Here is a 13,822-nt window from a genome sequence, read left to right on the forward strand (position 1 = left end):
TTTAGATAGAGAAGAAACAGCCAGATGAAGACCTCTGATTTGGATAATCTGTATGCCCTAGATGAAGTTCGGATCGCAGACATGCTCTTTGGCAAGATTTACGAGCGTGCCTACGCGTATTATCGCGATCACCGCGTGCTGAATCCCCGGCGCATCGGTGCTGTGTTGGAGGCAGAAGTACAGGGTACGGAACTGTACTCCGTGCGCGTTGAGGCGCGCGAGGGCATGATTTTGGCGTCTTGCACCTGCCCCTTTGCCGAAACCGCCGTCTGCAAGCACATCGGTGCGGTCTTGCTGCAGTGGGTCCACCGACCAGAGTCTTTCCAAGTGGTAGAAGAAGAGGAGACAACCGTGTCCCAGCCTGCTGTAGCGCCCGCTCCACCTCAGGAAGCTTCACCCTTGAGCGAACAGCCTTGGTGGCAGGCTGACGAAGGCGGTGCTGCCCGAGAAACCAAGTCCATCCTGTCAGACCTGATCGAGCAGCTCTCGCTCAACGAACTGCGCGAGATCGCTCGCCTGCGGGAGTGGCGGATCAAGGGCAGCACCAAGGCGGACTACCGCACGGCACTGGCTCCCTTGCTTGTCAACCCCACCGAGATCGCTCGCGCCGTGACTTCCTTGCCGGATGCGCTGCGCGAGGCGTTGCGTGCGGCTTTTGTGGTGGAAGAGGGCAACGGCATTGCCCCCACGACCCTGGCACAAGCCATCACCGCGCTGCGCGGCGCAGCAGGTCCAGTGCTCAAGCCTGTGGAGGCGGCAGGGCTGCTGTCCGATCTGGCGCGCTGGGGGCTATTGCTCCGCTGGCACAACTCACCTGATGGCTCGCTGCGTTACCTATTTCCATGGGAAGTGCAACGGCATGTACCACCCTTGTTGGGTTGGTGTGCGCAGATAGCGCAAGCGCCAACCGATCAGATACAGTCTCAAAAGCGCGATGACATCGTGCATCTCCTGTACGCAGTGTGGGAGCGCATCGCTCAGCAGCCACTTACTTTGCCTTCCCCTCCTAAACCCCCATCCCGCAAGCATCACACGCCGGCTTTGGGGAATTGGCCCTACGAACCAGAGGAAGCGGAGATCAGGCTGGGGAAAAACCGCGAGTGGATGAACTCCCTGCAGTATGGAATGTCCGTGCCTGCCTCAGTTCGCTTGTTAGACGATGCAGTTCTGTCGGAACTCGCACCCCTGACGGGTGGCGATGTCGAGGAAGTGGAGTTTTTGTGCCACTTGCTATGCGATTTGGAACTGGTCAGCGGGGAAAAGGGATACCTGCTTGCTCGTCCTGCATTGATGAACGATTTTCTATCCAACCCCAAGCACCGACAATATGCATGGATCCTGCAGACCTATCTGTCCATGCAGAGATGGAGCGAACTGGACATGCTGCTGCGCGCTGACCGCCGTCTGACGTTATGGCGCAGGCCTATCCCATTCTTCACCTACGAGCAGTTTCGCTTCCAACTGCTCCGCATGCGCCATATATTGCTACGCTTTCTGGCGACGGCAGGAGAAGAAGGCTGGTGCTTGCTGGCGGATATGGAAGCGGCATTGCGCTTGTTGTGGCCCCATTTCTCAGCCATTCTGGACATACAGAGGCAGACCTGGCTTCAGAACCTGTGGGGACTGTCCTGGCGTGGGGACAAACGCGAACTGAAGACGGAGAATGAGCAGGATTGGCGCGCAGCCCAAGGCGGCTTCTTGCGCGCCCTACTGACAGGCCCGCTATTCTGGCTGGGCTTTGTCGAACTGAGCAGAAAAGACGGCGAGTTGGTCGCGGTGCGCATGCACGGACTGGCGGATTGGATGTGGAACCGTCCCAGCCCCGCCCCAGAGGAATTGCCCTTGGGCGAGCCAGTCACGATAGACGAGGCAAACCTGGCCATCGTGGTGCATCCTGGAACTGTACCGCCACAGGCGCACACATTGTTGGGGCGCATCGCGCGTTTGGAAGAGGCAACGCCGACCCGCTTTGTCTATCGGTTGGATATGCGCACAGCATACGCCACTTTCGAGCGTGGTGAGTTGCTGGATGACCTGCTTGGTACCTGGGAAAAAGTCATGCCCGTGCCTTTCCCTGCTTCCTTGCGCGAGGCACTGGCTGAATGGTGGGCGCGGTATGGCCAGGTGCGGCTCTACGAAGGATTTGCACTGCTGGAACTGGGCGACGATATCGCCCTGCTGGAACTGGAGGCAAGCACTCCGTTGCGGGAATACATCGTGGCCAAGCTGTCACCGCGCCTGGTGCTCGTGGCGGAGGATGCTGTGGATGAACTGCTGCAGGCATTCACCACCAAAGGGTATACGCCGAAAGAGATGAGGTGAGAGCAACGCATGGCTCACATGCTCCACGAAATCTTGGATGGCTATCACTACGAGGCATTGGCACGCATCGCCGAGTTCAACCACATTGACACGGTGGATGCGCAAGGGCATAAATTGCGCAAGCGCGAGTTGATTGAGGCACTTTGCAAGTGGCTTTTCACGCCGGAGCGCATCGCGCAGGTGCTGGCTGCCCTTCGCCCTCTGGAACGGGCTGTCCTGGATCGTTTGCTGCTGCACGGTGGCGAAGCGGACACAGTGTCCTTGCGCGAAGAACTGCAGCGCGAGGGCATTGTGCAAGCGCAGCCCCTTTCCAAAGGGTGGCAAAAGAGCAACATCAACGATCCCTATGCATGCAACGGGGATTATTTTGAGGATGTCATCGCTCGTTTGACCTTACGCGGGCTAGTGTTCAGCAGCAACGCTGAGTTGCTGTGGCCGCTGAACGCCAAACTGGGCTTTGCTCCAGGGCAACGCCTGATCGTGCCGAAACCCCTGCGCCAGTATTTGCCCCGTCCCGAATTGCCTTCGCTGGAGTGGGGCCGGGGTAGCCTGCCTGCTCCAGTAGAAGAGACCGACACAGCGCTCGCACAAAGGGAGTTGTTCCTCTATTGGAGCATCGTGCGCGCCAAACCGTTGCCTCTGACCCAGGCTGGATTGCTCCAAAAACGGGCGTTGCGCAGCATCAACGAGCAGTTGCTCTTTCCGAACCATGCGCTGGAAAGCGCGAATAACGAGAGCGAAGCGCCCCACCTCTACTTTCTGCGTATGCTGTTGCAGGAACTGGGGCTGTTGCTCTGCGAACGGGAGCAAGTGCGTGCCTCCGGTGAGCCAAGCCAGGTGCCCGAATTCTGGGAAAAGCCCATCGAGGAACGCGTGCGCGCCTGTCTTGAGGCATGGCAGCGCTTGACCCAATGGAGCGAACTGACGCATCTGGGAGTGTCTGCTTTTGACATTGACTTGCCACGCGCACGCGGTCTCTTGCTGGAGCAACTGCGGCATGTGCCGGTTGAAACCTGGCTCTCTGCGGATCGCTTCCTAAGCCGCTTGGCCATCACTACGCCGCGGCTGCTCTTCAAGTCGCGGGAGTTGCCTGCCAGAGGACGTTACTACCAGGATGTCAATCACGAGATGGAGCAGGATCGCTGGTTTGCCAAGGTCGAAGCGGCGTTTGTCGGTGGGGCATTGAGCGGGCCATTGCACTGGCTGGGATTGGTGGACATCTCAGCGGACGGAAACCGCCTGCTGGCTTTTCGCGTGAATGCCAGTGGCGCACGCGTATTGGGCATTGCCCCCAAAAAGGCAGCAGAGGCTCCACCAGCTGAGACCAAGGTGATCGTGCAGCCCAATTTCGAGGTCTTTGCCTTGGGGCCAGTCCCGGAGGTGATTCTGGCCAGATTGGAGATGTTTGCCGACCGCGTGAAGGTGGATCGCAGCGCCTTTGCCTATGTGCTCTCGCGCGAGACGGTCTATCGCGGGCAAAGGTATGGCCTGTCCGTGCCGCAGATTATCGCCTTCCTCGAGGAGCAAACGCATGCCCCATTGCCGCAGAACGTCCTGCGCACGCTGCAGGAATGGAGCGAGCAACACGAACGCATTATCTTTCACCACACGGTCGCGCTCTGCCAAACGGCCAACCCGGAAGCGCTCGATGCACTGTGGAACGACTCTGCCGTGCAGACGCATCTGGAGCGGCGCCTGACGCCTACCGTAGCATTGGTGAAAAGGGGACGTGCGGTAGCCTTGCGCGAACTGCTCCTTCAGCGCGGAATGCTGCCCGCTTTGAGCACAGAGCAGGATTCCTGTCTTGGGCGCGTGCAGGCCACTCCCGAAGGGGAGTTGCGCCCTGTCCATGCCGGCCCTGACTTGCTGCTGGAGAAGTTGTTGCAGGATTTGGCGGAGCAGCGGGATGGACGTTTCTACGTGACCGAGTCATCAGTGACGCGGGCGCTGGCTTCTGGCATGAGCGTGCACGAGTATCTGAAGCGCTTGGCCGCTCTGCAGCATGGGCCACTGCCGGCACAATTGCAACGGCGCATCAAGGCTTGGGGTCGCTACTATGGCAAAGCGGCGTTGCAAAAGACAGTGCTATTAGAGGTGAAGGATGCCGCTACAGCGGAAGAACTGCTCGCCGATGAGGAACTGGCGCCGCTTTTGTCGCGCTTTGCCGCCGACACACGTGGATGCCTGTTGGAAGTGCGCACCGAAAATCTGGAGCACTTGCACCGTCTGCTGCGCGAGCGCGGGATAGAGGTAGCATAAACCCCGATTTTCACCGCAGAGCACGCGGAGAAAAACTTATGCGTCTCTGCATCCTCAGCGTGCTCTGCGCTGAACCAGGGATGACGGCGGATTGTTGTCCGCCTGGAGCATGAAGAGTTAGGACGGCTTTTCTAGCCGCCTTTCCTGTTGGGTTCGTAGTGCGCGCTAAAGCGCTCACTACGAACAAAGCCCCTGAAAGGGGCTTGTCATCCCCTAGCAAGCGCAGCGGCCTCTTGACAAATCAATCGAAATGTGCTATAATTATCTTGCAAATTCAAAAATCATAGTGCAACCGAGTTCGCGCTGAGCGCGCCTGAGGCATTCTCCTGACAGTGTACCTGGGAGATGGCTTAAGAGAAGTGCTGTGTCGTAGGGGTCACAGCCTCCGACCTGTCTCCTCCCCCTGGGAGGAACGGGCGTTAGGGTACGGGGAGCAATTCCTGTGCCTGCCGTGTTTGCGAAGGAGGCGAATTCCAATCGAGTTAGCGATTGGCTATTTGCCTCCTTCTTGAATTTTATGGAGGGAATTGGGCAGCGTTTGCAGATTCACACTCAGAGAGGAGGTGGTGTGCAGGCAGTAGAACCCTTTGGACGTCCGTACGTAGACGCTACATTTCTTGATCAATTTGGAGGAGGAGAGGAAAGAAATGTCACAAAAGATGCAGGACAGAATTTCGGAACTGCAGGAGCAATTGCGGCAGGGCGTGATCAGCCGACGTGAATTCTTGCGCTATGTGACGTTGCTGGGTGTGTCGCTGGGAGCGGCGGAGGCTTTGGCTGCCTGCGCGCCCAAGCCCACACCGACCGTGGCGCCGCCTACAGTGGCACCACCAACGGCACCACCGCCTACAACGGCACCACCACCGCCCACAGTTGCCCCCACGGCTCCACCGCCCGCAGCCGAGAAGCAAGCTTTGGCTGGGCACATGCTGCGCTTTAACCCCGCCATCTGCACCGGCTGCCTCATCTGCGCGGTAGCCTGCGCTGACAAGTGGGCCACGGAGTACTTCCCGGAGGAAGCCGCCAAGGGTGTCAACCTGGAATTCTCCCGCATTCGCCCCATGCGCTCGCAGTACGTGGATATCATCAACGTCTGCCAGGACTGCCGCCTGATTGAGTGGGCGGAAGGCTCAACTAAAGCGCCGTGCGAGCAGGTTTGCCCACAGGGAGCGATTTCAGTGGTGCCCGAAGGGCAGGGCAAGCCCGGCTACACCGGCATGGGCTACCTGAACGTAGACCGCGACCTGTGCCTTGGCCTTGATCTCTGCGGGCGCTGTCTGGAGGTCTGCGAGGACCAGTTCGGCAGCGGCATCTCCTTTGACCCCATCGAGAAGAAGGCGCAAATCTGCACGCGTTGCGGCGGGTTGCCCACCTGCGTCGAGGTCTGCCCAGAGCCTGGCGCGCTGCTGTTCGTACCGTTGCAGACCAACGGCCGCTATTGGGCACAAACGCCAGAAGAGTACTTTGAACTTACCTATGCCAAGTTGTTCGCGGAGAGGAGGGACGTATAATGGCCGAGTTAAAGGGTGCTACAGGAAAGATCGCACGTGTGGATCTGACCACAAAGAAAGTAACAGTCGTCGAGCCGCCAGTTGATGTATACAAGAAATTCCTCGGCGGCGAGGCGCTCGGGCTCTACTTTATGGTCGCGGAAGGCCTTATTGACCCCAAGGTGGAGCCGTTCAGCCCACAGAACATGGTGCAGTTCATGATCGGGCCGGTGACCGGCATAGGGCCCAATGCTCGGTCCGTGATCGTCACCAAGAGCGCGTACAACTTTATGACCGTCACGACGTCGGGTGGCCGCGCAGCGGCAGAACTCAAGTTTGCTGGCTGGGACGGCATCCAGGTTGTGGGTAAGTCGGACAAGCCCGTCTACATCGCGGTGGTAGACGACAACATCGAGATCCGCGATGCCAGCCATATCTGGGGCATGGGCACCGAAGAGGCGGAATTGGAACTGCTCAAGTCGGTGCTAGCGCCCAACGAGTGGCGTGAGAGTATCCTCACCGACCGGGATCTAACTCCAGAGTGGGCAGCGCTGCGCCCGGTCAAGCGCAAGGGCATCGGCGCCAAACGGCTGGCGGCGGCCTGGGTCATCGGCCCCGGCGGCGAAAACGGCGTCTGGTACGCCAACGTCATCACCGAGGGTGCGCGCGCCCATGGCCGCTACGGCGCTGGGGCGATTGTTGGCTCCAAGAATCTGAAGGGCATCGTCATCCGCGGCACCAAGGGACACATGCTGGCTGACAAAGGCAAGTTCCTGCAACTGGCCAAAGAGATTCAGGCTTCCGAAGCCACCAACTACTTCTGGCGCTCCTTCGGCACAGCCGGCATCGGCGCCCGCTGCGCGAACGCTGAGGATGCCTTCCCCATCCGCAACTGGCAGTGGGGCGCCTGGGCGGATCCGATGGTTGTCAAAGCACTGGAAGGGCCGTGGATGGATGCCGCTAGCTTTGTCAAGCAGATGGCCTGCCCTGGCTGCACCTTGCACTGCATGTACCTCACTGAAATCACCAGCAAGGACCCGCTCATGGACGGCGTCATCACCGACATGCCCGACTGGGAGGCCATGGGCATGGTTGGCGGCAACCTGGGTTACTGCGAACTGGAAGGCACCACGCCCAGCGATCAGTGGAAGGGTGACCACTGGGATTTGATGGAAGCCCTCGCCAAGACCCAGTATACCACCTTCCTCCATGACAACAATGGACTCGACTACATCGAGGGTGGCGCGCTGCTGGCTATGCTGATGGAGCTCATCCAGCGCAACCTCATCACCCCAGCCGATCTGGATGGCATCAACCTCAAATGGGGCGATGTCCATGCCGTGGATGCCATTATCAAGAAGATCGCGCACAAGGAAGGCATCGGCGCTGTGCTGGCCAAGGGCACCTACGAGACGGCCAAGTACTTTGCCGAAAAGAAGGGCAAGCCGGAGATCATGAATTACTCCATGACTGGCCATCGCTATACCCAGCCCGCGCACGACGTCCGCGGCTTTGACAAGGACGCTCTGGAGTACGTGACGGTGGAGCGGCCCTGCGAACACACCGGAGGCGGCGGCGCCGGGTTCATGAAGAAGGACTATCCCGCCGCCATTGCCGGGCAGAATACCCAGGCCACGCACAACTCCTTGGTCATATGCTCTTTCGCTGCTGGCAACTGGGCGGGCAAGATCGCGGCCATGGTGCAGGCAGCCACCGGCTGGACCGACTTTACTGAGGACGACGTACCCAAGGTCGGCGCCCGCGCCTATGCCCTGGCCAGGATCTTTAACCTCACGACGCAAGGGATCAAGGACCCGAAGAAAGAATGGGATAACCTTAACCTCTTCCCGCCTCGCTGGTTCTACGATCCACTGCCCACTGGCATCGGCAAGGGGCGTGTGGCGTACGAGGGCAAGCCAGAGGTGTTATTCAATGAAGCCCTGCCCGCTTACTGGAAGACCAGAGGCTGGAGCGAGGACAAGGGCGTGCCTCTCGCCGACACGCTCAAAGCCCTTGGCATTGACGACATCGCCGAACCGTACGCCGCCAAACTGCGCTAGGTCTGGCTAGTCCCGAGGAAGCACATGAGGGCCCCAACCTGTGTACTCCATCGGGTTGGGGCCCTTTGCGTATGTGGTTGTGCGCCGTCAACGAATGGGGACACGAATAAACGAATAGCATGTTGTAGTTAGATCCGTCTGTTGCCTGATTCGTTGATGGCCCATTTGTCATGCTGAGGCCAGCTGAAGCATCTGACGCAGCCAAACGGTCTCACATAACTCGCGAGGAAAAATCGCAGGCCGGCGTGGGCGACAGTCCATAACTTTAATATGAAACTGCAGGTGTGATAATGCAAGAACAAAGGACGTGGAATTATAATGAATTCTTCTACCGCAATTATGGCATCTTCACGGAAGAGGAACAGCGCCGCATCAGGGATGCCAGAGTAGTAGTTGCTGGCTGTGGCGGTATCGGCGGGGTACTTGCGGTCGCTCTGGCACGCATGGGTATCAGCCACTTGGTGCTTATGGACCCTGAAAGCTACGAACCTTCGAACATGAACCGGCAGATTGCCTGTTTTTGCGAGAACATTGGCAAGAACAAGGCGCGTTGTATCGAAGAGCAGATACGTTGCATTAATCCAGAGGCTGATGTTACGGTCTATGAGCGCGCCTTGGTATACGATGAAATCGAAGAGATTGCCAAACTGGGCGATGTCATCGCCCCGGCGATGGATGAATGGCCACTAAGCTTGATGGCGCTGGAAATCATTCGCAAATCCAAGCCCGCCGTGATGGCTTATCCCGTGGGCGCATTGGGACGCGTCTCCGTCTTCACTGCGGACAGCCCCACCGTGGCCGAATGCTTGGTGATGCCCTATGGATTTGGCTATCATGAATTGCAGGAGTATACTACGCGCCCGGACGCGCGGTGGCTTCTCTTGTATTATGTTACAGAAGGTCAGTGGAGGGAGGACTGGTTCGCGCAATGGGTGGAGGGCAAGCTCCCGCATGCCCAGATTTGTCCCATTGTCTGGATTACCGGGACATTGGCGGCGCTGGAAATCATCAAACTGGTTAGTGGTAAATGGAAACCTGTTATTTCTCCCTATTATTGGTATATTACGCCGTCGCGAGCGCGTATCCGAAAGTTCGGGCTGAGGCGCAAATTGGCTTCGCGGCTATCGCGGCACAAGGCGCTGAGGGAACAGATGATCCGCTTGGCGCGCTCGAAAGCATTTGTACGCTTTTTCACACGTCTGATTGACTAGATCGCAAGGAGTGACGGATGAAACGATGGCTCTCCTTCCCCAATCTTCTGGCTCTCGTGGCAGTGGTTCTCATGGTCATGGGCATTACCCGCCCTTGGTGGAGCCTGACCTTGTTTGGCAATGAAAGCGATATTTATGTTTATCAGATCGTGGGCCCGCTCCGTGAACTCTTGGGCTACAAACGCAGTCCGCAGATGCTCCTTCTGACCAGGGTATTGATTGGCGCCGTGGTTCTGGTTGCATTGGGCAGTGTATTGCGCGGCTGGCCTGGACGGATCCTGATTGCCCTCGGAGGCATTGCTATCCTGCTGGGGGTCTCGCGCTTCCTGGGCAGAATTGCTGAGGTCGCGGAGGGGTTCAATGTGCCCATCCAGGGCCATGGCATTGGTGACTATGGTGGTTTTGCCAAAGTGGAAGTGAGCACTCGGCTGCGCACAGGGCTGTACCTGACAAGAGCGGGTGGTATAGTAGCCTTGCTAGCCAGCTTGCTGCACAGTATCATGCAACCGCGCCGGAAGTGAAGATGGGTTTGAGGCTACCAGCCCTGGGCGGAGTGTGGTCGGCGCAAAGCCAATGGGAGCGCTGTGGTGCAACTCAAAACGACATATCGGAGATAACAGGATAGATTATGCTTCATGAGATCAACCAATTGTTGGCTGAATGGCGGCAGGGCCGGCTCAGCCGACGTAGCTTTATCCGCTACGCTACGCTTTTGGGCTTGTCTTTGGGAGCAGCCGAAGCACTGGCTGCTTGCGCACCTTCTCCAACGCCTACAGCGGCCCCTACTCCTGTCCCTACACCTACAGCCACATTCATACCTAGTCAGATCGCCGGTGAAGACGCCGAGGTGCCAACCCCCGAATGGGTGCCAACACCCCTACCGCCCATGACGCCTACGCCGACCATTACCTGGCCCAAGCCAACTCCCACGCCGGTGATGTGGGAACCAGCCATGTGGGCTTGCCCTTCTTGTACAGAGCGCTTCTCCACGCAGGAGGAGCTCGTCAAGCACATCCTGGCGAAGCATGCACGCAAGATTCCCGGAGCCCGGCGCGTGGACCAACCCACCTATGCCCGTTTCCTGACTGACCAGGTGGCGCGCTTTGACCAGCGCAATACCGTCTTCTCGCGTGTGATGTGGGATAAGGATTACCAGGAACAGATTAGCAAAGTAACGTTGCGGCCAAGGCGCGAGACAGTGGAGGAAATGATCAAGGGCAGAGCGCTAGTCGCTGGTGCCATTTATGCGGACGACGTCGCCGGCAGCCTGGCGCCCAATTACCGCGGCTACAGTGGCCATGTGCACGGATATGGCGGGCTGTATGGGTGGGACGACCCAGTGAGTGCGGAACGCCTACCCGTGACCGACAAAGCAGAGATGTCGGAGCATATCAAGACCGTGGCACGCTTTTACGGCGCCGACCTGGTGGGGATTTGCGCAATCAACCCGCTATGGGTATACTCGCATTACTATGACCGCGAAACCGGCGAATATGGAGAACTGGAAATCCCGTACAAATATGCCATTGTGATGGGGCTGGAGATGGACTTTGCCTGCATCAATCAGTCCCCTGGCTTTGAAGCCAGTGCGGCAACGGCGCTGATTTATTCGAAGATGGCGGAAGTAACGGCCAAGCTAGCCAAGTACATCCGTGCTTTGGGTTACGAAGCGGTGCCCTCTGGAAATGACACGATGCAGAATATTCCACTAGCCATTGATGCCGGCTTGGGCGAAATCGGCCGGCTAGGCTTGCTACTCACGCCCGAATTCGGACCACGGCAACGCCTCTGCAAGGTGCTGACAAACTTGCCGCTGGCAACAGACAAACCCATTGACTTTGGCATGCAGCGCTTTTGCGAGATGTGTCTTTTCTGTGCCCATGCCTGCCCCGCGAAGGCCATCCCCTTTGGCGAGCGTTCGCTGGAGCGGACTTCCATCTCCAACCGGCCAGGCATTTTGCGCTGGACGGTGAACGTGGGCAACTGCTACCTGTTCTGGCGTGCCAATGGCGGCACAGATTGCTCGAACTGCGTCGCAGCATGCCCATGGGGCCAGCAGAATCGTCCCTGGCTCTAGTCTGTACCCCAACTGCTTTGCTACAAGTCAATATCTTGAACACGACTATTTACATTGACAAGGAGGAACAAAGAGCATGTTCGATGTGAACAAAGTGGATGCCATCATCGAGAAGCATGGAGCGGAACAGCGTGCTCTGACTGCTATGCTGCAGGACATCCAGGGCGAGTACAACTATTTGCCTCGTGAAGCTTTGGAGCATCTAGCGCAGAAGATGAAGTTACCTCTGATACAGGTGTATCAAGTCGCCAGGTTCTACAGAGCTTTCAGCCTGGAGCCGCGCGGCAAGCATTCCATCACGGTCTGCTTGGGTACTGCCTGCCACGTACGTGGCGGCGTTGCTGTCGCAGACCAGGTGGGGCGCTTGCTCGGCATAAAGCCGGGGGAAACGACCAAGGACAGGCGCTTCTCCTTTGACACCGTCAATTGCCTGGGCTGCTGCGCCCTGGGCCCCGTGATGGTTGTGGATGGCCAGTACTATGGCAAGATGGCTGCCAGCAAGGTGGAGCGCGTGCTCGCTAAATACTCGGGAGAGGAGGTTGCTACCAATGCCTAGGCTAACATCACGAGCCGAGTTCGAAGCGTGGCGCCAGTCCATACTTGCGAGCTGGGATCCAAGCAAACCCTGTATTACCGTATGCGGAGGAACAGGCTGTAGCGCCTTGGGTGCGAAAGAAGTCACTGCCGCTCTGGGGCGTGAACTGAAAAAGCAAGGCTTACAGGACAAGGTAGATCTCAAGATGACTGGCTGCCATGGCTTCTGTGAACGAGGGCCTTTGGTCGTCGTCTACCCCCAGCATATCTTTTACCAGAGCGTGACGGCGGATGATGTCCCCGACATCGTCTCTGAGACGCTCATCAAAGGAAACCCCCTCGAGCGCAAGCTGTACAAAGATCTGGTGACCGGAGAGCCAATCGTCTATGAACCGGATGTCCCTTTCTACCGCGAACAACACCGCATTTTGATGAAGTACAATGGCCTGATTATCCCTACCAGGATTCAGGACTATATTGCCATCGGTGGGTATCAGGCGTTGTGCAAAGCTCTTTTCGAGATGAGCCCAGAGCAGGTGATTGAGGAAATCAAGCGCTCTGGTCTGCGTGGCCGCGGTGGCGCTGGCTTTCCCACGGGTCGCAAGTGGGAAGAATGCCGCCGCGCTGATGGAGATATCAAGTATGTCATCTGCAATGCCGACGAGGGCGACCCAGGTGCCTATCAAGACCGTAGCTTGGTCGAAGGCAACCCGCACAGCATCCTGGAGGGCATCATCATCGGCGCGTACGCTGTTGGCGCTCACGAAGGCTTTATCTATATCCGTCATGAATACCCTCTGGCGGTCGAACACATCACCCGTGCCGCAGAGCAGGCTGAAGAGTACGGGCTGCTGGGGAAGAATATCCTTGGCTCAGGTTTCGATTTCACCTTCAAGGTGCATCGCGGGGCAGGCGCCTTCGTTTGTGGCGAGTCCAGTGCTCTGATGCGCTCCATCGAAGGCTATGCTGGCGAGCCGCGCGCGAAGCGCATTCATGCCACCGAAAAAGGGCTATGGGAGCGCCCCACCGTGCTGAACAACGTCAAGACGTGGGCTTCGGTACCCCACATCATCAACAATGGCGCGGATTGGTTCGCTCAAATGGGCACGGAGACGAGCAAAGGGACGATGGTCTTTTCGCTAGTGGGCAAGGTCAACAACACCGGCCTGGTGGAGGTGCCCATGGGCGCGACTCTGCGCCATCTCGTGTACGACATTGGCGGTGGCATTTCCAGCGGCAAGAGATGTAAAGCTGTACAGACTGGCGGGCCATCAGGCGGTTGCATCCCGGAGCGCTTGCTCGACCTGCCCGTGGACTATGAAGCGCTGACCGAAGCCGGTTCCATCATGGGTTCCGGTGGCCTCATCGTCATGGATGAGGACACTTGCATGGTGGACGTAGCGCGCTACTTCCTGCACTTTACCATGGAGGAATCCTGTGGCAAGTGTACTGCCTGCCGCGAAGGAAGCCGACGCATGTACGAAATCCTGGAACGCATCGTGCATGGAAAGGGTCAGGAAGGAGACATTGAACGGTTGCAAGAAATTGGCACCACGATGATCAATGGCTCACTCTGTGCGTTAGGCCGCATGGCTCCGAACCCGGTTCTGAGCACCATCCGCTATTTCCGGGAGGAATACGAGGCCCATATCCGCGACAAGCGCTGCCCAGCGGCGGTCTGCAAGGACCTGATCACCTATTCCATCATCGCCGAGAACTGCACCGGCTGTGGCGTTTGCCTACGCAATTGCCCGCAAGGCGCCATCACTGGTGAAAAGAAACAGGTCCATCACATTGACCCAAGCAAGTGCATCCGTTGTGGCATCTGCCGCGAAGTCTGCAGATTCGATGCGATCAAGGTAGAATAGA

At 58.1% G+C, this 13,822-nt stretch carries 9 protein-coding genes and 1 riboswitch; all 9 genes read left to right on the forward strand.

Annotation, left to right across the window (positions count from 1 at the left end):
• Nucleotides 1-24 precede the first annotated feature (24 nt).
• The 9 genes from H5T67_06685 to H5T67_06725 all read left to right on the forward strand — a co-directional run bounded on the left by H5T67_06685 (nucleotide 25) and on the right by H5T67_06725 (nucleotide 13,821).
• On the forward strand, nucleotides 25-2,322 hold the full coding sequence (locus H5T67_06685) for a hypothetical protein (GenBank protein MBC7245005.1): 2,298 nt from the start codon (nucleotides 25-27) through the stop codon (nucleotides 2,320-2,322).
• 9 nt (nucleotides 2,323-2,331) lie between these two features.
• Nucleotides 2,332-4,581 carry a helicase-associated domain-containing protein gene (locus H5T67_06690; protein ID MBC7245006.1) on the forward strand — a complete coding sequence of 750 codons (2,250 nt, stop codon included), beginning with the start codon at nucleotides 2,332-2,334 and terminating at the stop codon, nucleotides 4,579-4,581.
• Between the two features lie 371 nt (nucleotides 4,582-4,952).
• Nucleotides 4,953-5,063, forward strand: a riboswitch (molybdenum cofactor riboswitch).
• A 165-nt stretch (nucleotides 5,064-5,228) separates the two neighbouring features.
• The gene (locus H5T67_06695; GenBank protein MBC7245007.1) at nucleotides 5,229-6,092 is read left to right on the forward strand and encodes a hypothetical protein; all 864 of its coding nucleotides are present in this window, start codon (nucleotides 5,229-5,231) and stop codon (nucleotides 6,090-6,092) included.
• The gene (locus H5T67_06700; GenBank protein MBC7245008.1) at nucleotides 6,092-8,131 is read left to right on the forward strand and encodes a hypothetical protein; all 2,040 of its coding nucleotides are present in this window, start codon (nucleotides 6,092-6,094) and stop codon (nucleotides 8,129-8,131) included. Before H5T67_06695 ends, H5T67_06700 begins: the two co-directional genes overlap by 1 nt.
• A 290-nt stretch (nucleotides 8,132-8,421) precedes the next feature.
• Nucleotides 8,422-9,342 carry a ThiF family adenylyltransferase gene (locus H5T67_06705; GenBank protein MBC7245009.1) on the forward strand — a complete coding sequence of 307 codons (921 nt, stop codon included), beginning with the start codon at nucleotides 8,422-8,424 and terminating at the stop codon, nucleotides 9,340-9,342.
• A gap of 17 nt (nucleotides 9,343-9,359) precedes the next feature.
• The gene (locus H5T67_06710; GenBank protein MBC7245010.1) at nucleotides 9,360-9,863 is read left to right on the forward strand and encodes a hypothetical protein; all 504 of its coding nucleotides are present in this window, start codon (nucleotides 9,360-9,362) and stop codon (nucleotides 9,861-9,863) included.
• Between the two features lie 107 nt (nucleotides 9,864-9,970).
• Nucleotides 9,971-11,419: a reductive dehalogenase gene (locus H5T67_06715; GenBank protein ID MBC7245011.1), complete on the forward strand. Its 1,449-nt coding sequence runs from the start codon at nucleotides 9,971-9,973 to the stop codon at nucleotides 11,417-11,419.
• Between the two features lie 76 nt (nucleotides 11,420-11,495).
• A complete protein-coding gene (locus tag H5T67_06720; GenBank protein ID MBC7245012.1) occupies nucleotides 11,496-11,975 on the forward strand; it encodes an NAD(P)H-dependent oxidoreductase subunit E in 480 nt (159 codons plus the stop codon).
• On the forward strand, nucleotides 11,968-13,821 hold the full coding sequence (locus H5T67_06725; GenBank protein ID MBC7245013.1) for an NADH-quinone oxidoreductase subunit NuoF: 1,854 nt from the start codon (nucleotides 11,968-11,970) through the stop codon (nucleotides 13,819-13,821). Before H5T67_06720 ends, H5T67_06725 begins: the two co-directional genes overlap by 8 nt.
• Nucleotide 13,822 lies beyond the last annotated feature (1 nt).

It is taken from the genome of Chloroflexota bacterium, from assembly GCA_014360905.1.
GTDB lineage: Bacteria > Chloroflexota > Anaerolineae > UBA2200 > UBA2200 > JACIWX01.

Excerpts from the sequence above, each read along its gene's own strand:
- H5T67_06725 (MBC7245013.1), top strand. The coding sequence starts at position 11,968 with ATGCCTAGGCTAACATCACGAGCCGAGTTCGAAGCGTGGCGCCAGTCC.
- H5T67_06720 (MBC7245012.1), top strand. The coding sequence starts at position 11,496 with ATGTTCGATGTGAACAAAGTGGATGCCATCATCGAGAAGCATGGAGCG.
- H5T67_06695 (MBC7245007.1), top strand. The coding sequence starts at position 5,229 with ATGTCACAAAAGATGCAGGACAGAATTTCGGAACTGCAGGAGCAATTG.
- H5T67_06705 (MBC7245009.1), top strand. The coding sequence starts at position 8,422 with ATGCAAGAACAAAGGACGTGGAATTATAATGAATTCTTCTACCGCAAT.
- H5T67_06710 (MBC7245010.1), top strand. The coding sequence starts at position 9,360 with ATGAAACGATGGCTCTCCTTCCCCAATCTTCTGGCTCTCGTGGCAGTG.
- H5T67_06685 (MBC7245005.1), top strand. The coding sequence starts at position 25 with ATGAAGACCTCTGATTTGGATAATCTGTATGCCCTAGATGAAGTTCGG.
- H5T67_06690 (MBC7245006.1), top strand. The coding sequence starts at position 2,332 with ATGGCTCACATGCTCCACGAAATCTTGGATGGCTATCACTACGAGGCA.
- H5T67_06715 (MBC7245011.1), top strand. The coding sequence starts at position 9,971 with ATGCTTCATGAGATCAACCAATTGTTGGCTGAATGGCGGCAGGGCCGG.
- H5T67_06700 (MBC7245008.1), top strand. The coding sequence starts at position 6,092 with ATGGCCGAGTTAAAGGGTGCTACAGGAAAGATCGCACGTGTGGATCTG.